General features: G+C 32.0%; 23 protein-coding genes. 11 read left to right on the plus strand and 12 right to left on the minus strand.

Translation table 11 applies throughout. The annotated features are described in order from the left end of the window. The first annotated feature begins 212 nt into the window (after positions 1-212). Positions 213-971 (plus strand): UDP-2,3-diacylglucosamine diphosphatase, encoded by a 759-nt coding sequence (locus AABJ49_RS07050; RefSeq protein ID WP_338377369.1) that lies wholly within the window; start codon positions 213-215, stop codon positions 969-971. Between the two features lie 316 nt (positions 972-1,287). On the opposite strand, the gene AABJ49_RS07055 is transcribed toward AABJ49_RS07050, so the two are convergent. The 4 genes from AABJ49_RS07055 to AABJ49_RS07070 all read right to left on the minus strand — a co-directional run bounded on the left by AABJ49_RS07055 (position 1,288) and on the right by AABJ49_RS07070 (position 5,191). Further along, positions 1,288-2,556 (minus strand): MFS transporter, encoded by a 1,269-nt coding sequence (locus AABJ49_RS07055; protein WP_338377371.1) that lies wholly within the window; start codon positions 2,554-2,556, stop codon positions 1,288-1,290. A gap of 33 nt (positions 2,557-2,589) precedes the next feature. Continuing rightward, positions 2,590-4,296: a single-stranded-DNA-specific exonuclease RecJ gene (gene recJ / locus AABJ49_RS07060; RefSeq protein ID WP_338377373.1), complete on the minus strand. Its 1,707-nt coding sequence runs from the start codon at positions 4,294-4,296 to the stop codon at positions 2,590-2,592. 123 nt (positions 4,297-4,419) lie between these two features. Next, positions 4,420-4,761 carry a HopJ type III effector protein gene (locus AABJ49_RS07065; RefSeq protein WP_338377375.1) on the minus strand — a complete coding sequence of 114 codons (342 nt, stop codon included), beginning with the start codon at positions 4,759-4,761 and terminating at the stop codon, positions 4,420-4,422. A 4-nt stretch (positions 4,762-4,765) separates the two neighbouring features. Continuing rightward, a complete protein-coding gene (locus tag AABJ49_RS07070; protein ID WP_338377377.1) occupies positions 4,766-5,191 on the minus strand; it encodes an OsmC family protein in 426 nt (141 codons plus the stop codon). A 220-nt stretch (positions 5,192-5,411) separates the two neighbouring features. On the opposite strand from AABJ49_RS07070, the gene AABJ49_RS07075 reads away from it, so the two are divergent. After that, positions 5,412-5,621 carry a hypothetical protein gene (locus AABJ49_RS07075; protein ID WP_338377379.1) on the plus strand — a complete coding sequence of 70 codons (210 nt, stop codon included), beginning with the start codon at positions 5,412-5,414 and terminating at the stop codon, positions 5,619-5,621. Here the strand turns inward: AABJ49_RS07075 and rsmI are convergent, their stop codons facing one another. Continuing rightward, positions 5,622-6,299: a 16S rRNA (cytidine(1402)-2'-O)-methyltransferase gene (rsmI, locus tag AABJ49_RS07080; RefSeq protein WP_338377381.1), complete on the minus strand. Its 678-nt coding sequence runs from the start codon at positions 6,297-6,299 to the stop codon at positions 5,622-5,624. A 45-nt stretch (positions 6,300-6,344) separates the two neighbouring features. Further along, the gene (locus AABJ49_RS07085; RefSeq protein WP_338377383.1) at positions 6,345-7,388 is read right to left on the minus strand and encodes a hypothetical protein; all 1,044 of its coding nucleotides are present in this window, start codon (positions 7,386-7,388) and stop codon (positions 6,345-6,347) included. A gap of 103 nt (positions 7,389-7,491) precedes the next feature. Between AABJ49_RS07085 and AABJ49_RS07090 the strand changes: the two genes are divergently transcribed. From AABJ49_RS07090 to AABJ49_RS07125, 8 genes are all read left to right on the plus strand, one after another. Further along, positions 7,492-8,085 carry a thymidine kinase gene (locus AABJ49_RS07090; RefSeq protein ID WP_338377385.1) on the plus strand — a complete coding sequence of 198 codons (594 nt, stop codon included), beginning with the start codon at positions 7,492-7,494 and terminating at the stop codon, positions 8,083-8,085. 1 nt (position 8,086) lies between these two features. After that, a complete protein-coding gene (locus AABJ49_RS07095) occupies positions 8,087-10,528 on the plus strand; it encodes a bifunctional UDP-N-acetylmuramoyl-tripeptide:D-alanyl-D-alanine ligase/alanine racemase (RefSeq protein ID WP_338377387.1) in 2,442 nt (813 codons plus the stop codon). A 77-nt stretch (positions 10,529-10,605) separates the two neighbouring features. Continuing rightward, a complete protein-coding gene (gene mscL, locus AABJ49_RS07100; protein ID WP_338377389.1) occupies positions 10,606-11,007 on the plus strand; it encodes a large-conductance mechanosensitive channel protein MscL in 402 nt (133 codons plus the stop codon). A gap of 226 nt (positions 11,008-11,233) precedes the next feature. Further along, positions 11,234-12,223 carry an aspartate-semialdehyde dehydrogenase gene (locus AABJ49_RS07105; RefSeq protein ID WP_338377391.1) on the plus strand — a complete coding sequence of 330 codons (990 nt, stop codon included), beginning with the start codon at positions 11,234-11,236 and terminating at the stop codon, positions 12,221-12,223. Positions 12,224-12,347: 124 nt separating this feature from the next. Next, positions 12,348-12,689, plus strand: a complete 342-nt coding sequence (locus AABJ49_RS07110; protein ID WP_338377393.1) for a hypothetical protein — start codon at positions 12,348-12,350, stop codon at positions 12,687-12,689. 32 nt (positions 12,690-12,721) lie between these two features. Continuing rightward, entirely contained in the window at positions 12,722-15,136 is a 2,415-nt protein-coding gene (locus AABJ49_RS07115) for a TonB-dependent receptor plug domain-containing protein (protein WP_338377395.1), read from the plus strand. Positions 15,137-15,147: 11 nt separating this feature from the next. Beyond that, the gene (locus AABJ49_RS07120) at positions 15,148-15,723 is read left to right on the plus strand and encodes a type 1 periplasmic binding fold superfamily protein (RefSeq protein WP_338377397.1); all 576 of its coding nucleotides are present in this window, start codon (positions 15,148-15,150) and stop codon (positions 15,721-15,723) included. Between the two features lie 154 nt (positions 15,724-15,877). After that, positions 15,878-18,004 (plus strand): prolyl oligopeptidase family serine peptidase, encoded by a 2,127-nt coding sequence (locus AABJ49_RS07125; protein WP_338377399.1) that lies wholly within the window; start codon positions 15,878-15,880, stop codon positions 18,002-18,004. Positions 18,005-18,170: 166 nt separating this feature from the next. On the opposite strand, the gene AABJ49_RS07130 is transcribed toward AABJ49_RS07125, so the two are convergent. The 6 genes from AABJ49_RS07130 to AABJ49_RS07155 all read right to left on the minus strand — a co-directional run bounded on the left by AABJ49_RS07130 (position 18,171) and on the right by AABJ49_RS07155 (position 23,919). Then, a complete protein-coding gene (locus tag AABJ49_RS07130; RefSeq protein WP_338377401.1) occupies positions 18,171-18,971 on the minus strand; it encodes a TIGR00266 family protein in 801 nt (266 codons plus the stop codon). 118 nt (positions 18,972-19,089) lie between these two features. Beyond that, positions 19,090-19,887 (minus strand): T9SS type A sorting domain-containing protein, encoded by a 798-nt coding sequence (locus AABJ49_RS07135; RefSeq protein WP_338377403.1) that lies wholly within the window; start codon positions 19,885-19,887, stop codon positions 19,090-19,092. Positions 19,888-19,992: 105 nt separating this feature from the next. After that, positions 19,993-20,670 carry a monofunctional biosynthetic peptidoglycan transglycosylase gene (mtgA, locus tag AABJ49_RS07140; protein WP_338377405.1) on the minus strand — a complete coding sequence of 226 codons (678 nt, stop codon included), beginning with the start codon at positions 20,668-20,670 and terminating at the stop codon, positions 19,993-19,995. Positions 20,671-20,755: 85 nt separating this feature from the next. Continuing rightward, complete coding sequence (locus AABJ49_RS07145) at positions 20,756-21,871, minus strand: FAD-dependent oxidoreductase (RefSeq protein WP_338377407.1); 1,116 nt, start codon at positions 21,869-21,871, stop codon at positions 20,756-20,758. Beyond that, positions 21,871-22,563: a VTT domain-containing protein gene (locus AABJ49_RS07150; RefSeq protein ID WP_338377409.1), complete on the minus strand. Its 693-nt coding sequence runs from the start codon at positions 22,561-22,563 to the stop codon at positions 21,871-21,873. The genes AABJ49_RS07145 and AABJ49_RS07150 overlap by 1 nt, the downstream gene beginning before the upstream one ends. 93 nt (positions 22,564-22,656) lie before the next feature. Then, the gene (locus AABJ49_RS07155; RefSeq protein WP_338377411.1) at positions 22,657-23,919 is read right to left on the minus strand and encodes a dicarboxylate/amino acid:cation symporter; all 1,263 of its coding nucleotides are present in this window, start codon (positions 23,917-23,919) and stop codon (positions 22,657-22,659) included. An 85-nt stretch (positions 23,920-24,004) separates the two neighbouring features. Here AABJ49_RS07155 and AABJ49_RS07160 point away from each other — a divergent pair, with 85 nt between their 5' ends. Beyond that, the gene (locus AABJ49_RS07160) at positions 24,005-25,879 is read left to right on the plus strand and encodes a S9 family peptidase (protein ID WP_338377413.1); all 1,875 of its coding nucleotides are present in this window, start codon (positions 24,005-24,007) and stop codon (positions 25,877-25,879) included. Positions 25,880-25,993: the final 114 nt, after the last annotated feature.

Below are 25,993 nucleotides of genomic sequence, written 5' to 3' on the forward strand. Positions count from 1 at the left end.
TTACTAAAAATAGCGTAATTTTCTTCATCATTATATTGTTGTTTGGTTTGATTTAGCCCCCCAAGTTAAGGATTTTTTAACAAAAATTAACAAAAAAAATGAGAAATTAACATTTTTGAACCTGTATATGTCAATTTCAAATGTGGATACACTAATCATTAAAATAAATAAAAAACTTTTATATATTTGACAAAAAACAATAAGTAACACCCTTGAAAACAAAAATATATTTCGCTTCTGATCAACATTTTGGTGCACCAACCCCTGAACAAAGCTTCCCTAGAGAGCAGAAATTTGTGGCTTGGTTGGATGAAATTAAAAAAGATGCCGAAGCTATTTTTTTATTAGGCGATTTATTTGATTTTTGGTTTGAATATAAAACTGTTGTTCCTAAAGGCTTTGTTAGGGTTTTAGGAAAATTAGCCGAACTAAGAGATTCTGGAATTCCAATTTATTTTTTTGTTGGAAATCACGATTTATGGATGCATGATTATTTTGAAAAAGAATTAAACATTCCTGTGTATCATGACAATAAGGAATTTACGTTTAACAACAAGACATTTCTAATTGGTCATGGTGATGGAAAAGGCCCGGGAGACAAAGGATATAAACGTATGAAAAAAGTGTTTACTCATCCTTTTTCAAAATGGTTATTTCGTTGGTTGCATCCTGATATTGGTGTAAAATTAGCCCAATATCTATCCGTAAAAAACAAGCTAATTTCAGGTGATGAAGACGTGAAATTTTTAGGAGAAGAAAATGAATGGCTTGTACTCTATGCCAAACGAAAATTAGAAACAAAACATTATGATTATTTCATTTTTGGTCATAGACATTTACCAATGATTATTGATATTGGAGAAAATTCTAAGTATGTAAATCTTGGAGATTGGATAGGCTATTTTACATATGGAGTTTTTGATGGAGAAATCTTTGAATTGAAGAAATTTGAAACACAAAGAGATATTTAAGAAAAGTTTTTTTGATTAGATAATTGATTCTAGAGTGCCTTTTTAGGCACTACAACTATAGAGTATGTTAACTTTATGCTTGGAGTATGTATGGAGTATGTATGGAGCATCTACTTATTTGACTTGTCCCTGACTCGTCCTAAAAATAACTATAAAGTTTATTAGGATAATACTATATTAGTTCCACAAAAGGAAATTTTTTCTTTAGTTTTTCAAATAATCTATTTGTTTATACAGCCAGGTAAAGTTTATTGTTGAACGCTACAAACCATCACAAGTTTTAAGAGTCAAATTGGTTAAGATATAGCTGTTTTTATCACAATTCTTTTTCTAAGTCTTCTACATCTTTTTCTAGGTCTAATTTTCTAAAATTTGGCAAGGCAAAGCTTGTAAAAGTAACAGTGAGCAATGTCATGATTCCACCAAAAACAACTGCATTGACAACTCCCATTAATTTAGCTGTTAAACCACTTTCAAAAGCTCCCAATTCATTTGAAGAACCTACGAAAATAGAATTTACAGAAGCAACTCTTCCTCTCATGTGATCTGGTGTATGCAATTGGAGAATTGTATTTCGAATAACGACAGAAACACCATCAAAAACACCACTTAAGAACATTGCTAAAACTGAAACCCAAAAAATTGTAGAAATTCCAAAAACAATAATACACACCCCAAACATAAAGATAGCTCCTAATAATTTTATTCCAGCTTTTTTATTTAAGGAAATGTAAGCTGAAAAAATCATCATTAAAAAAGAGCCTAATGCTGGTGCTGCTCTTAGAACACCAAACCCTTCTGAACCTACTTTTAAAATATCTTGAGCAAAAACAGGCAACAATGCCACAGCCCCACCAAATAAAACGGCAATCATGTCTAATGAAATAGCTCCTAAAATGGTTTTATTGGTAAATACAAAATTCAAGCCTTCTTTTAAACTTTTGAATATAGGTTCCCCTATTTTTGGATTTAAAATAGGCTTAGTTTCAATTTTTGTTAAGGTTATCAAGGCCATTAATGAACAAGCAAAAACCAAACATAAAGACCAATGTACACCAATAATGCTAATTGATAAACCTGCTAAAGCTGGACCAAACATAGAAGCCAATTGCCAAGTAGAACTACTCCAAGTGGCAGCGTTTGGATAGACTTTTTTTGGAACAATTAAAGAAAGTAAAGAAAAAATGGTTGGACTTATAAACGACCTTACTAAACCACCAAAAAAAACCAAAGCATAAACCGTATATAAAATAGTTTTGGTAGATAAATCTTGGGTAATTTGTGGAACAGTGATTAAAAACAACCCTAAACTAACTATGGAAAAACCTAAAATACACTTTACAAGTAATTTTTTCTTTTCACTTTGATCGACAATATGACCTGCAAAAAGAGCCATAGAAACGGCTGGAATAATTTCCATCAAACCAATAATTCCTAGTGACAATGGGTCTTTTGTTAAACTATATACTTCCCATTCTATAATTACAAACTGCATGGACCAAGCAAAAACCATAGCAAATCGCATGAAAAGGAAAAAATTAAATTCTTTGTATCGTAAAGCTGCGTAAGGATCTCTTTTTGCCATATTTTGTATAAAGTTGCTGAGTGACTAAGATGCTTAGATACTATGCAAATTTGATTCTAAATCTCTCAATCTTAATTGTAAACTCACATTGCCATTCCATTCATTTTCTTCTATGGAATACACTATATCAAATGGATTGAAATTTTTAGTCAATTCTAACTTATTTCCTAACCCAAAACCGATTGCACCAATTCCTTCTGAATTATTCTGTTTTAGGAACAAACGCAAATGTTCTTCTTCTTTTCCCATAGGTTTTCCATGCCCCGTATCTGTAACATTTTTTGTTAAGAAAATTGGATGCATGTTTTGAGGTCCAAAAGGTTCAAATTGATCTAAAATGCGTACAAATTTCGGATTAATATCTGAAAAATCAATCTCAGCGTCTATAGAAATTTCAGGAATTAACAAATCGGGATGAATCGTTTCTTCTACTGTTTTCTCAAACGCATTCTTGAAATTTTCATAGTTTTCTTCTTTCAAGGTCATTCCAGCTGCGTACATATGTCCACCAAACTGTTCTAAATGATCGGCACAAGCTTCCAAAGCATTGTAAATATCGAAATCTTTAACAGAACGTGCTGAAGCGGCTAATTTATCTCCACTTTTGGTAAAAACTATGGTTGGTCGATAATATTTTTCAATTAATCTTGACGCTACAATTCCGATAACACCTTTGTGCCAATCTTCTTGATACACCACAGATGAAAAGCGATTTTCTTCTTGATTCTCTTCAATTTGGAGTAAAGCTTCCCTAGTGATTTGTTGGTCTAACCCTTTTCTATCGGAATTAAAATCTTCTATTTCAGAAGCAAATTCTGTGGCTTGTTCCAAACTAAATTCGGTTAACAATTGAACGGCATAATTTCCATGTTTGATTCTTCCGGCTGCATTAATTCTTGGTGCCACAATGAAAACGACATCAGTAATTGTAAGTGTTTTCTTTTTGATATTTTGAATTAATGCTTTAATGCCTGGTCTTGGATTTGAATTGATAATTTCCAAACCAAATTTGGCCAAAACACGATTTTCCCCAGTCATGGGAACAATATCCGCGGCAATGGCAGTGGCAACTAAATCCAAATAAGGTACTAAATCTTCAATAGTTTGATTTCTATTTTGCCCTAAAGCTTGAATTAATTTAAAACCCACACCACAACCACATAATTCGTCATAAGGATACGAACAATCTTCGCGTTTTGGGTCTAAAACAGCAATGGCTTTGGGTAAAATTTCTCCAGGTCTGTGATGGTCGCAAATGATAAAATCAATTCCTTTATTAGTTGCATAATCGATATGATCAATGGATTTTATACCACAATCTAAAGCAATGATTAGTGAAATTCCGTTGTCTTCTGCGTAATCTATTCCTTTAAAAGAAATTCCATACCCTTCCTCATATCTATCTGGAATGTAAGTATCAATGTTTGGATAAATCGTTTTTAGATAACTTGAAACTAAAGAAACCGCTGTTGTTCCATCGACATCATAATCTCCAAAAATCAGAATATTTTCTTCATTTTGAATGGCTTTTTCAATGCGATTAACGGCCAAATCCATATCTTTCATTAAATAAGGATTGTGTAAATCTTCTAAAGTGGGTCTGAAAAAAGTTTTGGCTTGTTCAAAGGTTTCGATGCCTCGTTGTACTAATAGTGTTGCAATAATTTCATCGACTTGAAGGGCATTTTGTAAGGCTTGTACTTTTTGTCTTTCTGGCTTAGATTTTAAATTCCATCTCATTTTAGATAATTTAGAAGTTAGAATTCTGTCTCTCGACTCCGCTCGAGATGACATACAAATTCATTTTTTTTGGCGTATATAATTGAAAGGCAAATGTATAAATAATTTCAATTCAAAAACTAATTATTTTTTTAATTGAAGAGCATCGTTCTCAAAATGAATGCCTTCCCAACCAAACTTGATAAAATTTCTAATATTTTGATGGTCTTCTTCACTTGGAGTATCCACTACTTTTTGATAATGTTCACCAAATAAAAATAAAGTTTCTTGAACAGTTAATTGTTGCTTTTTTGCGAAAGAAAACACTTTGCATGAACCGTTATTAGTATTGGCTTCGTTGACAATTTTTCCGTTTTTAAATGTTGTTGGAGTAAAAACATACAAATTATCAATAGTTTGTATCACTTCAGTAAAAGGAAGAATTTCACCTTTTTTTACCTTATATATTAGTTCTGAAATTGTCATGATGTTAGTTATTATGAAAGATTGTTTTTATTTTAACCTCAGCAAATTGCCTAAACATTTCCATAACACCGCAATATTTTTCTACTGATAAATCTACAGCACGTTGTAATTTAGCTTCGTTTAAATTTTCACCATAAAAATGGTACTCAAGCGTTACATTGTCGTATACTTTTGGATGTTCCTCGGTTAAATTTGCTATAGTTTCAATTTTGAAATCGGCTACTTCTAACTTCATTTTTTCAATTAATGAAGCTACATCTAAACCCGAGCAACCTGCTAAAGCAGACAACATCAATGCTTTTGGACGCAACCCAGCTCCTTCACCACCATGTTCGGCAGCTGCATTAATTAAAAAAGTTTCTCCACTAGGATTTGTGGATTCGAATTGCATTTTTCCTTTCCAGGTTGTAGTTGTATTTTGTGTTGACATGAATTTATTTTTTATAATTCAAAGTTAGGCAAACTTGTTTGAATACTAAAGAAAGAAGGCTAAGTTAAAGGAGTTGAAAAATAAATGTAACAAACAGCATATAATTTTAGTTTTAATAGCAAGAAGTAATAAAATAGTAAAGAATGAGTCTCCTTTTTTAAGTGTCTATTTCTTTTTATTACTAGAATTTACTTTTGAAAATAATTTAAAAATAATGAAAATGGAAAATTTAATTTTTATTGCAGTATGCTATTTTATGGGAAGTATATTAAATTTAGTAAGAACCTATATAAACCAATATTATAGACATAAAAGGTTTAAAGAATTTAAAACAACATATGAAAATGAATGTTTTGAAAAATTATCAGATTATGAAAAAAATACTAAAGCGTTTAATAATCCATTCAATCTTATAAAAAATGACCCTTAGCTATTTCAAACTCTTCCCACCCACAACCACAACAATTTCCCCTTTTGCAGGTTTGGCTTCAAAATGTTTTAGCACTTCTTCGGCTGTTCCTCTAACGGTTTCTTCGTGTAGTTTTGATAATTCTCTAGAAACAGAAACAGGTCTTTCTGTTCCAAAATATTGTACAAATTCGGCTAAGGTTTTATTCAATTTATGAGGCGAAACGTAGAAAATCATGGTTCGGGTTTCGTTTTCTAACGTTAAAAAACGGGTTTGTCTTCCTTTTTTATCCGGCAAAAATCCTTCAAAAACAAACTTATCATTGGGTAAACCACTATTTACCAAAGCTGGTACAAAAGCAGTTGCTCCAGGCAAACATTCCACATCAATTTTATGTTCTACACAAGCTCTAGTTAATAAAAACCCAGGATCAGAAATAGCTGGTGTTCCTGCATCACTGATTAAAGCAATAGTTTCTCCAGCTTGTAATCGCTTGATGATATTTTCTACCGTTTTGTGTTCGTTGTGCATATGATGACTGTGCATTTGAGTCGCAATATCAAAATGCTTCATCAGTTTTCCACTGGTTCGTGTATCTTCAGCCAAAATTAAATCTGCTTCTTTTAAAACCTTAATGGCTCTAAAAGTCATATCTTCGAGATTTCCGATGGGTGTTGGTACAAGAAATAATTTTCCCATAAAATAGGTTTTGGGTTATAGGTTATGGGTAAATGGTCAAATACATTAATTAAACTTTTTTTCTATAATTTCTAGAAAACGAGTTTCAAATTCTTCTTGTCCTTCCCAATTTTTATAATCAGGTTTTACGAAATCGCTGATAAAAGATTTTGCTTCATCAAAAGAATCAAATGTATTCAACTGAGAAATCACACGATTAAAATCATCTGCACTACCTCCAAATAATTTTTTTTCAAAAGCAATTCTATCGTTTAATCCGAAACTAATTCCACTATTTAATCGATCGTTCAATGATTTTGGCTTTGCTTCTGTTTTTTCGGCATTTAGCGTTGTAAAACTGTATTCTTCTTTTTTCTCTTCTTGAGGCAATTCATTAGCTCTTTCAAAAATTACGTCAGCTGCAGCTTCAACTTCCTCTTTTTTGGGTTCAACAACTTCCTCTTTTTTTTCAAAAACTAAATCAGCTGCTTTTTCTACTTCTTTTGGAGTATCTTCTACACGAACAAATTCAGGTTCTTTGTAGGATTCACCTAATAAATCTTCAAATGAAATTTGTTGTGGTTCGTTTGGCTTTGAAGCTTCAAAAGTCACTGTTTCAATAGGAGTTTCCTCTAACACATTTTTTTTGTTAGCCATTTCAGCCACTATTTTATTGATATCTTCTGCCGATGCGTAAACTTCTTCTTTAGCAGGTTCAACAGTTTCAGTAACAATTTCTTCTGCAACAACATCCTCTTTTACGGGTTCTTCAGCAATTACTTCTTCTGCTTGAACTTCTGTAGGTTGTTCTACTTCTTCCTCTACTGGTTTTGTTTCTTCCACTGGTTGGGCTACTTCAGCTACTTTTTCTTCTAAATCTGTAGTTTCAACAGCAGCAATTGTTGCCATTTGCTCCAATTTTTCTTCTAATTGTTCTGGAGAAATATCGTTTTTTAAATTTTCGAAATTTTCTTCATAAAAACGTAAAACTGTTAATTGTTCATATAACTTTTTAGCTTCTTGTTGTAAAAGCACAGTTTCAGAACGATTTTTAAGTTTTAAAACTCGGTGTGCGATGCTTATTAATTCGCCTTCTAGCTTTTTCTTCATAACTTTATAGAATAGAATAGAGTTTATAGATGATTTTTTTGATAAATTTGTTTCTGATTACAAAAATAAAAGAATTTAGTATTAATCGTCCGAAATATACAAAATGTTTCTCGAAAACACCGTAAATCAACAAGAACAATTTGGTTGGATTGAAGTTATTTGTGGCTCTATGTTCTCTGGCAAGACAGAGGAATTAATTAGACGTCTTAAGAGAGCTCAGTTTGCCAAACAAAAAGTTGAAATTTTTAAGCCCGCAATTGATACTCGTTATCATGAAGAAATGGTTGTTTCTCATGATGCTAATGAGATTCGTTCTACACCAGTTCCCGCTGCCGAAAATATTAGAATTTTGGCTCAAGGTTGCGATGTAGTTGGTATTGATGAAGCTCAATTTTTTGACGATGAAATTATTGCTATTTGTAATGATTTAGCCAATTCAGGAATTCGTGTTATTGTGGCTGGTTTGGATATGGATTTTAAAGGAAATCCGTTTGGACCAATGCCTGCTTTGATGGCAACCGCAGAATATGTAACAAAAGTTCATGCTGTTTGTACACGAACAGGAAATTTGGCTAATTATAGTTTTAGAAAATCAGAAAGTGATAAATTAGTCATGCTGGGTGAAACCGAAGAATATGAACCTTTGAGCAGAGCTGCATTTTTTAAAGCTATGAAAGACAATAAAGAAAATCAATAATTTGACTTTTACACTCCAAAATATTATTCCGGTTATCGATGCTAAATCAGCTAAAAATTTACCTGAATTTAGTATTGAAAACATTTCCATAGACAGTCGTTCCTTACAAAACAATCAGGGAACCCTTTTTTTTGCTTTAAAAGGACATAATCATGATGCTCATCAATACCTTGAACACTTAATAGAAAAAGGAGTTCAGTATTTTGTGGTTGAATATATTCCAGAACAATTAAAAGATAAAGCTCACTTTGTTGTGGTTGAAAACACTTTAAATGCTTTACAACAGACAGCTGTTTTTTATCGAAATTTATTTGATTTTCCTACTATTGGAATAACCGGAAGCAATGGAAAAACCATAGTAAAAGAATGGCTGAATTTTCTATTGAGTCCAGATTTTACAATTGTTAGAAGTCCGAAAAGTTATAATTCGCAAGTTGGTGTTCCGTTATCCATTTTTGGAACAAATGAAAATCACAATTTTGGGATTTTTGAAGCAGGAATTTCTACTACAAATGAAATGGAAAAACTTCAAAAAATCATTCAACCTAAAATCGGAATTTTTACGCATTTAGGCAATGCTCATAATGAAGGATTTTCTTCTCAAAACGAAAAAATTGAAGAAAAAGTCAAGCTATTTAAAAATTGTGAAATAGTTATTCTTGAAAAGGATAATTCTATTGAAAAATTGCTTACTTCAACAGCTATAACTTGGAGTTTTACGGATAAAAAGGCTACTGTTTTTGGTGAGAAAGAAAACAGTAAAAATGGTTTTACTAATCTTACCATAACATACCTTAAAAATTCATTTAAAGTTGAAATTCCTTTTCAAGATGAAGCTTCTTTAGATAATGTAATGACTTGTATATGCACATTATTATATCTAAAATATGATACTAATGTAATTGCTGAAAGAATTAAAAATTTATATCCAGTTGAACTTCGTTTGCAAGTTAAAAAAGGAATCAATAATTGTTCTTTGATTGACGATTCGTATTCATCAGACTATCAATCCTTAAAAATGGCTTTGGATTTTTTAGAGCAGCAAAAATTACATCAAAAAAAGACTTTAATTCTTTCAGATATTTTTCAAAGTGGATTGCCTTTGCAGGAATTATATCAAAAAGTTACGTCTTTAATTCAGAACAATAAAATTGATCGATTAATTACCATTGGTGATACCATTGGCAATTACTTGAAAGATATTCCCAATATAATTTCATTTTCGTCCACACCAGAATTTTTACAACAATTTAATTTGAATTCTTTTGAAAATGAAACCATTTTAATAAAAGGAGCAAGAAGTTTTGATTTTGAAGAAATCGTCGTGATTTTAGAAGAAAAAAATCATGAAACGGTATTGGAGATTAACTTAGATGCTATGAGTTATAACCTCAACTTTTATAAATCCAAACTGAAACCTGAAACTAAAGTAATGGTTATGGTTAAAGCTTTTGGTTATGGCAATGGTGGTTATGAAATTGCTAAACTTTTAGAACATCACAAAGTAGATTATTTAGGAGTTGCATTTGCGGATGAAGGTATCGAATTAAGAAAAGCTGGAATTACTGTTCCGATTATGGTTTTAAATCCAGAAAATAGTAGTTTTAATGCCATGATTGCTTATGATTTGGAACCGGAAATTTATTCAATAACCGGTTTAAATGCGTTCTTAAAAATAGCACAACAACGCAATATTTCTTCATATCCAATTCACTTAAAAATTGATACGGGAATGCATCGTTTGGGCTATGAACCAAATGAGTTTGAACGACTAAAAGCAATCATCAAGAACAATAATTTCATTAAAGTTGAAAGCATATTTACACATTTAGCTGCGAGTGATGACCCAAATTTTAAAGACTTTACTTTAAATCAAATTCGATTATTTACTGAAGCTTATGATACTTTATCTTCAGTTTTAAACCACAAACCTATTCGACATATTTTAAATACTTCAGGTATTTTCAATTATACTGATTATCAAATGGAAATGGTGAGATTGGGAATAGGTCTTTATGGAGTAGGAAATTCAGAAGAAGAGACAAAACAGCTTTTAAATGTTAGTACATTAAAAAGCATTATTTCCCAAATTCACACCATTGAAGCAGGAGAAAGTGTTGGTTATTCTAGAAAATACATAGCTAATACGCAAACTAAAGTAGCCACTATCCCAATTGGATATGCAGATGGAATAAGAAGATTATGGGGTAATGAAAAAGGTTATGTGTTAATTAAAGATCAAAAAGCGACAATTTTAGGAAACATTTGTATGGATATGATTATGGTTGATGTATCTAAAATTAACTGTAAAGCTGGAGATGAAGTAATCATTTTTGGTGAAAAACCACATGTAATAGAAATTGCAAAAGTGTCATTCACCATACCATATGAGGTTTTCGTCGGAATTTCGCAAAGAGTGAAGCGTGTTTTTTATAAAAACTAAAATAAATGTTAATTTTTTTTATAAATTCGTATGTAGATATTATCCAAAACTAATTTAAAATTTAAAATTTAAACATTATGCTAAAAGAATTTAAGGAATTTGCAATGAAAGGAAACCTAGTAGATATTGCTGTAGGTTTTGTTATGGGTGCTGCTTTTAACAAAGTAGTATCATCTTTTACAGGAGGAATAGTTTCCCCTTTAATAGGATTACTATTTAATGCTGATTTTAAAGATTTAAAATATGTTATCACTGAAGGAACGGCAAATGCTGAAGGAGTAATTGAAGGAGAAGTTGCTGTTATGTGGGGAGAATTTTTAACCAATGTAATTGACTTTGTAATTGTTGCATTTGTAATGTTTATGATTGTTAAAGGAGTTAATGCCATGAAGAAAAAAGAAGAACCAGCTCCAGCTGCTCCAGCGGGACCATCACAAGAAGAATTGTTGGCTGAGATTAGAGATTTATTAAAAAAATAATACCGCTACATACCTATTCTAATTTATACTGAATTCAATTCAGTACTAAACCCTGAAAAAACTTCAGGGTTTTTTTATTGCCTATTTTAAAAGTTATTTTTTTAAATAAAAATTTGAAAAATACTTCTACATATGTTATATATTAAACTTTTTGTTATATTTATAAAAATACTTGTGAAATGATATTTATATTCGATACTTTTGCATTTTAAAATTATAATTCATTATGAAAATAGCTGTTGTTGGTGCAACCGGAATGGTTGGTGAAGTTATGCTACAAGTGTTAGCAGAAAGAAATTTTCCGATTACGGAATTAATTCCTGTGGCTTCTGAGAAGTCAGTTGGAAAACAAATTGAATATAAAGGTAAAAATTATTCAGTCGTTGGTTTACAAACTGCGGTAGAAATGAAACCAGATATTGCTTTATTTTCTGCTGGTGGAGAAACATCTTTAGCATGGGCATCGAAGTTTGCTGAAGTTGGTACAACCGTAATAGATAACTCATCTGCTTGGAGAATGGATCCAACTAAAAAATTAGTAGTTCCAGAAATTAATGCTTCGGGTTTAACCAAAGAAGATAAAATTATTGCAAATCCTAATTGTTCTACTATTCAAATGGTTTTGGCATTAGCACCTTTGCACGAAAAATATAAAATTAAGAGAATAATTGTTTCTACTTACCAATCCATTACTGGAACTGGTGTAAAAGCTGTGGAACAATTAGAAAACGAATATGCTGGCACCAAAGGTGAAATGGCTTACAAATACCAAATTCATAGAAATGCCATTCCACAATGTGATGTTTTTGAAGAAAACGGCTACACTAAAGAAGAAATGAAATTAGTTCGTGAAACTCAAAAAATCTTAAACGACAAAACCATTGCTGTTACAGCCACTGCTGTTCGTGTTCCAATCGTTGGTGGGCATAGTGAAGCGGTTAATGTTGAGTTTGAAAATGATTTTGATGTGATTGAAATTCGTCAAATTTTACATAATACTGAAGGAATTACTGTTCAGGATAATTTAGATACTTTTACGTATCCCATGCCTTTGTATGCACAAGGTAAAAATGATGTGTTTGTGGGTAGAATTCGTAGAGATGAAAGCCAACCTAACACTTTAAATATGTGGATTGTTGCAGATAATTTAAGAAAAGGTGCAGCAACGAATACCATTCAAATCGCAGAATATTTAGTAGCAAATGATTTAGTTTAATCACAGAACAAAATATTCTTTAAATTATTGTAAACCACAAATTAATTCCTTTAGGAAATCCTAAAAAATAGTTAATTTGTGGTTTCTTTTTATTTTTGGTTATAAAAGAATTACTTTTGCATCAATGAAGAAGAAATTGCAATTTATGAATTTTGGTTTGATGCTAGCAGTATTATTTGCTGTTTGCTATCAATCTGTGCATGCTTTTTCTCACTCTATAAAGCAAGATTCTGAACATGATCACTCGCATTCAAAATCTAATAAAAATTTAATCTATAAAATTTCTGAAAAGGAAGATTGTCCCGTTTGTGATTTCAAATTTGCGGCTTTTCTTTCCCCTGAAGTTTTACAAATTGATTATTTATCTTCATTTAATAGGATTCCATATCAATTTAACAGTAATGAAGTATTTATTACGTTTAAAGGGAATTCATTTTATCTTCGCGGTCCACCCACATTAGTTTAAGTATTATATTATAGATATCGTTATTAAAAATAATGATACGTTATGTTACCTTAAAACTAAAAGAAATGCGATTTTTATCGACTCTATTTATCTTTTTGGTTAGCCTTTTTGGATACACTCAAGTAACAATTACTGGAGTAATTTCAGATGAAAATGGCTCTCCATTAGAAGCTGCACACGTACATATTGGCAACAAAACCACCTCGACGAATTCAGACGGAAGCTACATCTTGACTGGCATTCCATTGGGGCAACAAAAACTTTATATTTCCTATATAGGATATCAAGTTATCGAAGAAACGCTTACTGTTTCAAGTGATTTGACTATAAATCGTCAAATGGAAATAGATGTGAACAAATTAGAAACCGTTGTTATTCAACAAAACACAAATTCTAAAACACAAAGCAGTAACGAGCAATACCTTAACAAGGAAGTTATTGAAAAGTTTAGTAACCAAACCCTTGGAGATGCTTTAAAAGAAGTTTCTGGTGTTTCCATTTTAAAAACAGGTAGTACAATTGTTAAACCTGTCATCAATGGATTACACAGTAGCCGCGTGCCTATAATTAATAACAATGTCCGACTGGAAGATCAGCAATGGGGAACAGAACATGCCCCTAATTTTGATATTAATTCCGCTGGAAAAATAACTGTTATTAAAGGTGCTTCTGCCTTACAATATGGAGGTGATGCCATTGGTGGTGTAGTAATTATAGAGCCTGAAATTGTAAAAAAAGACACTTTGTTTGGAAAAACAATTGTCAATTTGGCTTCAAATGGCATGGGTGGAAGTTTGAGTTCGAGTTTACAAAAAGGGAATCGTTATGGTTGGAGTTGGAATGTTCTTGGAACCTATAAATATTTAGGGGATAGAGAAACACCCGATTATGTATTATCTAATTCTGGAAATCGAGAACAAAATTTTTCAGGAGGCATTCGTTTTGCTAAAGAAGACTATACATTCAATGCGATGTATAGTTTTTATAATGCGCAAATAGGAATTTTGAGTGCTTCTCATATTGGCAATGTAAACGATTTATACAACTCAATTAACAATCAACAACCTACTATTATTGAGCCTTTTACTTATTCTATTGTTGCTCCGAAACAAGAAGTGCAACATCATTTAGCAAAAATTAATTATCAACAATGGCTAAATGACAACAGCTCTCTTGATTTTCAATATGCCTTTCAGTTAAACAATAGATTTGAGTATGATGTTAGAAGAAGTAGTGCAAATAATGACAAAGCTGCTTTAGATTTGCAATTGGCTACACATACTTTTTTGGCTGATTACAAAACATCCATTGAAAATTGGAAGTTAAATTCGGGAGTTAATTTAGGATATCAGAACAACTTTGCCAACCCAAATACAGGTGTTAGACCTTTAATTCCAAGTTATGATAAATTTGATGCGGGTTTTTATGGAATTGCAGTTTATAAATTTGATAACGCAACATCTTTAGAATCTGGCATTCGTTATGATTTTTCGACTATAGAAGCCACAAAATATTATTTAAAATCAAGATGGGCAGAACGTGGTTATGACGCCAATTTCTCGCAATTTATTGTAGGCGAAGAAAGCAGTCAATGGCTGACCAAGCCTACTTTTGACTATCATACTATTTCGGCAAATATTGGTTTGAAAAAATTGTTTCATCATGAAATGGAATGGTTAGTAAATGTAAGTTTAGCTTCTCGAAATCCAAATCCTTCTGAATTATTTAGTGATGGTTTACATCATTCTACAGGTCAAATTGAATTAGGAAGTTTAAATTTAGAGAAAGAGCAGTCCTATAAATTCAACACCACCTTTAAGAAAGATTGGAAGGCTTTTAGCGTAGCAGTTAATCCGTTTGTAAATCGTATTACAAACTTTATGTATCTGCAACCTATTGGATTTGAAACTACCATTCGTGGTGCTTTTCCTGTGTGGGATTATAAACAAACAGAGGCTTTGTTAACCGGTTTCGATTTAAATACTAAATGGGTTATTAACAACCATTTTTCACATGATTTGAATTTAGCTTATGTAAAGGGACAAAATTTAAGTAGCGATGAATATCTTATTGACATGACCCCTTTTACCATTAATAACAAAATTCAATATAGCAATGAATCTTGGTTTAATTTCGTAACCTCCTTAAAAAGCGAAGTTGTTTTTACACAAAGTCAGTATCCCAATTACAATTTTGAAACAAATATTATTGTAGATGATGTTTTAACACCTGTTTTGGTAGACATTAGCACCCCTCCAAACGGATATCATTTATTGCATTTTTACAGTGAGATGACTTTTAAAATTGCCAAAAAAAATAGTTTAACCACTTCTTTTAGTGTACAAAATATTGCTAACACAACGTATCGAGATTACCTAAATCGTCAACGCTTTTTTGTAGATGAAATGGGTAGAAATGTTCAAATTCAATTAAAATTCAATTATTAAAATTTAAAAAAATGAAAAATTTAAAACTTATTGCCTTAGTATTAATTCCAGCTTTATTTGCAACTTCTTGTAACAATGACGACGACAATACAACCGCTGTAAACGAAGAAGAAGTTATTACAACAGTAACTACCACGCTAATTGGTGGAGGACAAACTATAATTTTAACTTCAAGAGACTTAGATGGTGATGGGCCAAATGCTCCTGTTTTAACACCAACTGGAGGCGGTACCTTAACAGCCGGAACAACTTACACAGGTTATACTACATTTTTGAATGAATTAGCCAATCCAGCGGAAGACATCACTGAAGAAGTTGAAGAAGAAGGAGCAGATCACCAAGTTTTCTATCAGTTAGCAGCGTCTTTAGGAACTGTTACTTATGATGCAAACAACGTAGATGAAAATGGTAATCCAATAGGTTTAGCGTTTACTTTAGTTGCTGGAACTTCTGGTTCCACAGGTACATTGACGGTAACTTTAAGACATGAGCCGAATAAAACTGCTGCAAACGTTAACACTGGAGACATTACAAATGCAGCAGGTAATACAGATGCAGAAGTTAGTTTTCCTATTGTAGTAAACTAACTAATCTATTAAACATTGCAAAAACGACTAAATTTTAGTCGTTTTTTTTTGCATTTAACAAAGCTTTAAATATCAATTTGTTAAATTTGTAACACAACAACCTTAAACCGTAAGTATCCTATAACAAAAAGATACTTCAATAAATTCAGTAAACATGAAAAAAACAATAACCTTAGCTATTGTAGCACTATCTATTTTGTCGTGCAAGCAAGAGCCTAAAACAGAAGCTGAAGCAGACATGACTGTAAATTATCCCGAAACTAAAAAAGTAGACTCTGTTGATGTCTATTTTGGAGATTCTATTCAAGATCCTTATCGTTGGTTAGAAGATGACCATAGTGAAGAAACCAAAGCTTGGGTAAAAGCACAAAATGAAGTTACTTTTGGCTATTTAGATAAAATTCCGTTTCGAAAGCAAATTAAAGAGCGTTTGGAAAAATTATGGAATTACGAAAAAATTTCAGCTCCTTTCCAAGAAGGAGATTACACTTATTTTTACAAAAATGATGGGTTACAAAATCAATCGGTTTTGTATAGAAAAGACAAAAATGGCAAACAAGAAGTGTTTTTAGATCCCAATACATTTTCAAAAGATGGCACCACTTCTTTAGGTGGAATAAACTTCTCAAAAGACGGTTCCTTAGTAGCATATGCCATTTCTGAAGGTGGAAGCGATTGGAGAAAAGTAATTGTGATGCAAGCTGTTTCCAAAGAAATTATTGGAGATACTATTGTAGATGTAAAATTCAGTGGGATTTCTTGGTACAAAAATGAAGGTTTTTACTATTCCAGTTATGACAAACCAAAAGGAAGTGAACTTTCTGCTAAAACAGACCAACACAAATTGTATTTCCATAAATTAAACACTTCGCAAAAAGAAGACAAAGTTGTTTTTGGATTGAATGAAAAAAGAAGATATGTTGGTGGTTACGTTACTGATGACGAGAATTATTTAGTAATTTCTGCTGCTGTTGCTACAAACGGAAATGAGTTATACATTAAAGATTTGAGTAAAAATGGCCCTATTCAAAAAATTGTAAACACATTTGATTACAATAACAATGTAGTTGATAATGTGGGCACAAAATTCTATTTGTCTACGGATTATAAAGCTCCAAACCAAAGAGTAGTAACATTTGATTTAGCCAATCCAAAAATGGAAAATTGGGTAGACTTTATTCCTGAAACAGAGAATGTGCTTTCGGTTTCAACAGGTGGTGGATACATTTTTGCAGATTATATTAAAGATGCAGTTTCGCTTATCAAACAATATGATTATGATGGAAAATTAGTTCGTGATATAAAATTACCTGGCATTGGTTCTGCTGGAGGTTTTGGTGGAAAAAAGGAAGAAACTACATTGTACTATTCGTTTACCAATTATACTTCTCCAGGAACTATTTATGCGTATGATCCAAAAACAGGAGCTTCAAAAGTATATGAAAAACCAAAAGTAGATTTCAAATCAGAAGATTATGAGTCTAAACAAGTTTTTTACACTTCTAAAGATGGCACAAAAATTCCGATGATTATTACGTACAAAAAAGGAATAGCATTGAACGGTAAAAATCCAACTATTTTATATGGTTATGGTGGATTTAACATCAGTTTGACACCAAGTTTTAGTATTTCAAATGCTGTTTGGATGGAAAATGGTGGAGTTTATGCTGTTGCGAATCTTCGTGGTGGTGGAGAATATGGTAAAAAATGGCACGATGCAGGAACGCAAATGAAAAAACAAAATGTGTTTGATGATTTTATAGCTGCCGCTGAATTTTTAATTGCTCAAAAATATACTTCATCTGATTATTTAGCTATAAAAGGTGGTTCTAATGGTGGTTTATTAGTTGGAGCAACCATGACGCAAAGACCTGATTTAATGAAAGTAGCCTTACCAGCTGTTGGTGTTTTAGACATGTTGCGTTACCATACCTTTACCGCTGGAGCTGGTTGGGCTTATGATTACGGAACATCTGAAGATTCCAAAGAAATGTTAGCTTATTTGAGAGGTTATTCTCCTGTTCACAATGTTAAAGCTGGCACTGCTTATCCAGCGACTTTAATTACTACTGGTGATCATGATGATAGAGTTGTTCCAGCTCATAGTTTTAAATTTGCTGCTGAATTGCAAGCCAAACAAACGGGTCCAAATCCAACCTTAATTCGAATAGATGTTAATGCTGGACATGGTGCTGGAAAATCTACTGAAGCTATTATTAATGAGCAAGTAGATATTCAAGCGTTTACATTATATAATATGGGTGTCAGAGAATTGAAATAATTTTTGAAATATCATTCTAAAAAAAATCCCGTTTAGGTAGTTTCTAAACGGGATTTTTATGTTTAAAATTAGTTTTATTTTATGTTATTTGGGTTTTTATGATTTTGACCTTTTTTTATTTAAAGGAATTTATACCTACAAGGTTTTGAAAACCTTGCAGGAAAGATTAAAACCTATTATCACCATCTAAAAGATTGCCTAAACCACCTAATAAACTTCCTTCCCCTTTATCTTTTCCACCCATTTGAGGTGCTGATTGAATAATTCTGTCTGCTAATCTACTAAATGGTAACGATTGAATATATACTACTCCAGGACCACGAAGTGTAGCAAAGAATACTCCTTCTCCACCAAAAATGGTGTTTTTAATTCCACCAACAAATTCAATATCATATTGTACATCTTTGGTAAAACCTACAATACAACCAGTATCGACTTTTAAAACTTCACCAGCTTGTAATTCTCTTCTTGCTAGAGTTCCTCCTGCGTGTACAAAAGCCATTCCATCTCCTTCTAATTTTTGCATGATGAAACCTTCTCCACCAAATAAACCTCTTCCTAGTTTTCTTGAAAAATCAATTCCAACAGCAACTCCTTTGGCTGCACAAAGAAAAGCGTCTTTTTGGCAAACAAATTTTCCACCGTATTTTGCTAAATCAATTGGTACAATTTTTCCTGGATAAGGTGAAGCAAACGAAACTTTCTTCTTCCCATATTCTATGTTTTGATAAGCCGTCATGAATAAACTTTCACCTGTTAAAACTCGTTTTCCAGCGGATAATAGTTTTCCAAAAATGCCACCTTCTTGTTTACTTCCGTCTCCAAAAATAGTTTCCATTTTGATGCCACTGTCCATCATCATAAAACTCCCTGCTTCAGCTACTACAACTTCTTGAGGATCTAGCTCTATCTCAACATATTGCATTTCTTCTCCATAAATATGGTAATCAATTTCGTGTGCTTGCATATCTAATTCGTTTTTATTTATTAGTCGAATTTGAGTGTGAAATGTTACGTTTCAATTTTCAGAAATAAAAAAAGGAGCTAAAATTTAGCTCCTTTTGTTAGTGTTTATTGCAAATACCTTATGGTTGTTTAATAATTTTTTTGATGGTAAAACGATTCTCTGCGTTTTGAATTTTTATGAAATAAACTCCGTCAGCATATCCTGAAAATGAAATTTTTGATTCTGCTTCAATTGTTTCAAATGTTTTTAACAACTTCCCGTTATAAGCATAAATTTGGATTGAGTTACTTGAAGTAGTTAAGCCTGAAATAGTCAATTCATTCACTACAGGGTTAGGGTAAGCTACAATATTTACTTCTGTTAATGGAGCTTGTGTTTCAACTGATAATGTGGTACATGTAGAACCTGTATTATTGTAATTTGTATTATAAATGTCCGTTAAATTTCCATTATCGATTGAATTTGCGAAATCTCCACCAGCCATTCCTGGTTGACTTGAATTTGGATCTGAACCGTTAATGAATAAACGTAAACCCGTTACACAACTTCCAGAAGGAGAAACAAAAGAAAATACTAATTTTTCTTGATTGGCTACTAAATTTGTTAGCTGTCCACCAGTTTGTACACCGTGAAAATCATAATTTGGTGAAGATGAAGGTGCATAAACAATTGAGTTGTCGCCCCAAGATCCACCTGCGTGAGAAGTAATTAATAAAGCTTGATCAGGAAAACTTGCAGGCACTAATACACTGATTTGTGAAGGTCCCCATGTAAAATTGCTTTGCGTAAAGTTTGGTTTAGCATAAACTTCATATCTTGAATTTGTATCATCATATCTGATGGTAAGATCTAATTCTTGTTGAGCGAAAAGTGATTGCATAACAAGAAAGGCAGAAAAAAGGAGCATTTTTTTCATTAATATTCTATTTTGTCGTTAGGTGGCAAATGTATAAAAAATTCTGTTTGAATATCGTTTTAAACATAAAAACCAGACGAACAGTAGATTATATCGATTAAAGGTTTAATAGTCTAGCGAGACATACCCAATATATTTACTGATTTTTGCTTTTCTTCTGTTAATGTAATTGGAAGAATTTACTGCTTTAAATTTTCTTGGGTTAGGTAAAATGGCTGCAATTCCAGCTGCTTCAATTCTTGAGAGGTTTTTTGCATCTTTATGATACCAATGTTTTGCTGCTGCTTGAGCTCCATAAACTCCATCACCCATTTCAATGCTGTTCAAATACACTTCCATGATACGTTCTTTGCTCCAAAATAATTCAATAAGTACGGTGAAATAAGCTTCTAAACCTTTTCTTAAATAACTTCTACCTTGCCAAAGAAAAACATTTTTTGCGGTTTGCTGAGAAATGGTACTTCCTCCTTTAACTTTTTTCCCTTTTTGATTGCTTTCATAGGCTTTTTCAATGGCTTTAAAATCAAAACCACTGTGTGTCAAAAAATTTCCATCTTCACTGGCAATGACTGCTTTTTGAAGATTTGGAGAAATTTCTTCAATAGGAACCCAATCGTGACTGGAACGCATTTCTTTGCCCTCCAATTTTTGATCAATAGCTCTAACTGCCATTAAAGGTGTAAAAGGAACTGGTACAAATTTGAAAAGCAATACTAAAAAAAGACTGATGATATTAAACCACAGAAAGGTTTTCCAAATAATTCGTTTTATTTTTTTGAACATAAAAAAGCGTACTTAAATAAGTAACAAATATATTCAAGAATTTGGATATTTACTCGATTATCAATTTTTCTTATAAATAAAGAAACTAATATAATAAATCCGCTAATTCTTTACCAATTAAACTTCCAATAGCAACTCCCATTCCACCTAAACGAACACCACAATACACATTGTTAGAAAGCTGTTCAACTATTGGTTTTTTATGATTTCCAACACCCATAATTCCACTCCAACGGTGCTCAAATTCAAAAGGTTGGTTGGGTAAAATCACATCTTTTAGTAGTTGCTCCAACTTATTTTGAATAATTTGGGTTTGATTGAATTCAGTCGTCGTTTCACCTTCAAAATCTAGGTTTCTTCCACCTCCAAAAAGAATTCTGTTTCCAATATTCCTAAAATAATAATACCCTTGATCTAAATGAAAAGTTCCTTTTATATCTAAATTTTCAATAGGTTTTGTAATTAAAACTTGAGCCCTTGCTGGTTTTACTTGGTTGTTTGTTAATTGGGATGCAAATCCATTGGTAGCAAAGAGTAGTTTGTTTGTTTTGAAGGAAGTTTCATTGGTAACCACTTCAACAAATGAATTATTATCCGTGAATGAAGTTACGTTTTGTTGGTTCAAAATTAGAATATCGTTGGAAATTGCTTCTTTTAACAAAGCTTGCATCATATTTCCGGTATCAATTTGCCCTTCAAACGGATTGAAAATTAGATAGTCAAAAATTTCTTTGAAATTAAAACGGTCTACTTCTTTGGCAAAAACATCTGCTTTAAAAATGGGTTTTAAAATATCGTTTATGAAAGGAATTTTTGAAAGGCATTCGGTATAAAAAGCTTCATCTTCCTTTAAAAACAATTCATAACCACCATAAGGTTTGTAATCCAAAACCTCATCACCTAAACGTTTGCGTAGTAATTGTAAACCATTGACTCTTTTTTGAACCAATTGAGTAACTTCTTCTTCGGAATGGGTTCTTAAATCGGAAATAATTTCCGAAATACTTCCAAAACAAGCAAAACCAGCATTTTTTGTACTGGCACCTTGTGGTAAAATTCCTTTTTCGAGTACTAAAATTTTACTTTTTGGAAATCTTCCTCTCAATTCTAACGCACAATGCAAACCTACAATTCCACTTCCTACGATAGTGAAATCAACATTAGAGAACCAGTTTTTTAATTCCCAATAGCTTAGTTGCATTATTCAGGAGTATTAGAATTCGACTTTTTAGATTTTATAGCTTTCATTACTAAAGGAAATGTGGTAACTGCTATCAATATTAAAATAATTTTTTCAATGTGTTTTTTTAAATCAATGTCAAATTCTGATAAAAATAAGTCATATAAATAATGTCCTGCAAAAACTAAAGTAAAAGACCAAAGTAGTGAACTCAACACATTATAAAACATGAATCTTCCTTTTTCCATGTGAACAATTCCTGCAATTATGGGCACAAATGTTCTTACAATAGGTAAAAATCTAGCGAAGATAATGGCTTTTCCACCGTGTTTTTCAAAAAATTCTTGTGATTGGTACAAGTACTTCTTTTTGAAAAAGAAACTGTCTTCTTTAGCATATAAAAATTGTCCGCTTCTTGCTCCAAACCAATAGCCAAAAACATTTCCTAATGTGGCAGCAGCAGCAATTAATAAAGCTAAAATAGTCACATTTGAAAAATCACTTGGAATATAAAAGAACGTTTCCACTAGTTCTCTACTGTAAATTCCAGAAAGAAACAACAAGCTATCACCCGGTAAAAAGAAACCTGCAAACAAACCCGTTTCAGCAAAAACAATGAACAAAACCATATAGATTCCAATAGGTACACCTCCAACTTCCATAGTAATATAGAATTCGGGATTAAAGAGTTTGGTCCAATGAAAGTCGTTCATTATTATTGTTTTTTTAAACCATTTAGGTATTTAGGTTCATTTAGTTAATGCTTTTTTTATACTTTAACTTTTATAGAACACTAAGATTGAAAATTATTCTAATTTATCTACTGATTTTGCTACTACCATTGAAACTGCTGCATCACCTGTAACGTTTACTGTAGTTCTACACATATCTAGAGGTCGGTCAATGGCAAAAATTAAAGCCAAACCAGCTTCTGGAATTCCAGCTTGAGCTAAAACAATAACCAACATAACCATTCCTGCACCAGGAACAGCTGCACTACCTATCGATGCTAAAGTTGCGGTAACAATAATTCCTAATTGAGCTCCTAAGGTTAAATCCATACCAAAAGCTTGAGCAATAAATACAGCAGCCACTGCTTGGTATAAACTCGTTCCATCCATATTTATTGTGGCACCAATGGGTAAAACAAAGCTAGCTACTTCATCATCAACCCCTAAATTATCTACAACTCTTTCCATTGTCACAGGTAAAGTTGCAGCTGACGAACTGGTTGAAAAAGCTAATAATTGAGCTGGAGCTATACCATTTAAGAAAAAAGAAGCATTTTTTCTGGCCAATATTTTTACAATTAATAAATAAACTGCAATCATTAAAGCTAATCCAATTAAAACGGAAATTCCGTACATTCCGAGAGCTTTAAATAAGTCTGCACTTGGTGATTCAGCGACCAAAGAAGCCAATAAAGCAAAAACTCCAACTGGAGCAGCCAACATGATTAAGTCAATCATTTTGAGAATTACTTCATTAAAACCATCAAAAAAAGCTTTAACTGGTTTAGCTGTTTCTTCAGGAATTAAAATCATAGATATACCGAAAAACAATGCAAAGAAAATTACTTGTAGCATGCTTCCATTATCAGTTGCTGATTTAAAAATATTATCTGGCACAATATCTTCAAGAGCCTGTAATGGTCCAGCTTCATTTTGTTTGTTGGCTGCTTCAATTTTAGAAGTGGCATCACCTGCAAAATTGGTTAATAGTTCGTTTCTGGTATCTTCAGAAATAAATTCACCTGGTTTTATAATATTTACAACCGCTAAACCGATAGAAACCGCTAGAACAGTTGTCATTATATATAATCCAATGGTTCTTCCTCCCATTTGAGAAAGCTTAGAAATGTCTTTTAAATCAGAAACTCCTTTAATTAATGAACCTAAAATTAACGGAACAGCAATTAATTTTAATAAATTGATAAATATATTACCGAAAGGTTTGATCCAATCTACAATAAATTGCTTTCCCCAGTCAAATTGAACGAGCAAAAAAGCAAAAATTACTCCCAAAACCATTCCTAGTAAAATTTGCCAATGCAATGCTAATTTTCTCATTATTTTCTTTTTTGCTTTTAAAAAGTGAAATTAGGTATATTTTTTTAAAAAATGATTATTTTTAGCCTATTAAAATTGTTAAAAAATGAAAAAGATTACTTTAATATTTCTCACTATGATTACAACATCAGGATTTTCTCAAGCTATTATGACTCCAGAAAAATTATGGGAATTAGGCAGAGTTTCTGCTTTGGGAATTTCAAAAGACGGAAAATCAGTAATTTACAAAGTATCTAAACCCGATATGGTTGAAAATAAGTTGAATGCTACTTATTATTCTATTCCAATAAAAGGTGGAAAAGCTACTGCAATTGAAGATTACAAATCGTTATTGGAGGATAAAAACATCTCTAATGGAAAAACACTTTCGCACAAAGAAGTCAAAATTGAAAAAGTTTTAGGGAAAGATTTTTATCCTGAATTAGAGAAATCTAATGTTCAAATTTATGATGGCTTAGATTACCGTCATTGGGATACTTGGAATGAAGGTAAACATAATCATGTTTTTGTGAATGATGAAGATATCATGGCAAACGAACCTTATGATTGTGCACAAAAACCATTTGGTGGTGATGAAGATTATATTTTTTCACCTGATGGAAAGAAAGTAATTTATGTAAGTAAGAAAAAAGCAGGAACAGCTTATGCAACTTCAACAAATACAGATTTATATGAATATGATATTGCAACTAAAACCACTAAAAACCTTACGGAAAAGAATTTAGGGTATGATGTTGCACCACAGTTTTCACCTAATGGAGATTTATCTTGGTTGCAAATGAAAAGAGATGGTTATGAAGCCGATAAAAATGATATTATTGTTCGTCATAAAGGGCTAGATATCAATTTGACAAGTAATTGGGATGGAACTGTAGATAGTTTTACTTGGAGTAAAGACGGTAAAAAAGTCTATTTTATTGCTGCAATTGATGGCACAAAACAATTGTTTGAAGTGAATTTTCCGGGTTTAACTAAAATCATGATTCGCGTAAATCAAATCACAAAAGGAGATTTTGATGTAAACGGAATTGTTGGGTTTAGCGATTCAAAAATCATTGTAACTCGTGGAGATATGAATCATGCTAGTGAGATTTATTCATATGATTTAAAAAGTTCAGAATGGAACCAAATTACCAAAGTAAATGATGAAGTTTATGCTAATATTACAAAGTGTAAAACCGAAAGAAGATATGTAACCACAACAGATGGCAAGAAAATGTTGGTTTGGGTAATTTTACCTCCAAATTTTGATGCTTCTAAAAAATATCCAACGCTTTTGTATTGTCAAGGTGGTCCACAAAGTGCTTTGACGCAATTTTATTCATTTAGATGGAATTTTCAGGTGATGGCCTCACAAGGTTATGTTGTTGTAGCTCCTAACCGAAGAGGAATGCCAGGTCATGGTGTGGAATGGAATGAAAAAATTAGTGGTGATTGGGGTGGACAAGTGATGGATGATTATTTAGCAGCTATTGACGATATCTCAAAAGAAAGTTATGTAGATAAAGAAAGATTAGGAGCAATTGGAGCAAGTTATGGTGGTTATTCTGTGTTTTATTTAGCGGGAATTCACAACAACAGATTCAAAACATTTATTTCTCACGCAGGAATTTTCAATACACAAAGTATGTATGGCACAACCGAAGAAGTTTTCTTTACGAATTGGGATTCAGGTGGTGCTTATTGGGAAAATGAGAATAAAATTGCACAGAAAACTTTTAAGGATTTCAATCCAATTACTTTAGTAAACAATTGGAATACTCCTATTTTTATTATTCAAGGTGGCATTGATTATCGTGTGCCAATTGGACAAAGTCAAGAAGCTTTTCAAGCAGCACAGTTAAAAGGAATTAAAAGTAAGTTTATGATTTTCCCAGAAGAGAATCATTGGATTTTAAAACCACAAAACGGTTTAGTTTGGCAACGTGAGTTTTTTAAATGGCTTGAAGATACTTTGTGATTACATTAGTTTTTAGAATTTGGGATTTTATATTTGGAACACAGATTTATAGAAATTGGAGAAATTTGAATAATCTTTTTTTTGGAATTTGGAATTTAATTTTTGGAATTTTTA

Origin of the sequence: uncultured Flavobacterium sp. (assembly GCF_963922255.1) — a bacterium.
Taxonomy (GTDB): Bacteria; Bacteroidota; Bacteroidia; order Flavobacteriales; family Flavobacteriaceae; genus Flavobacterium.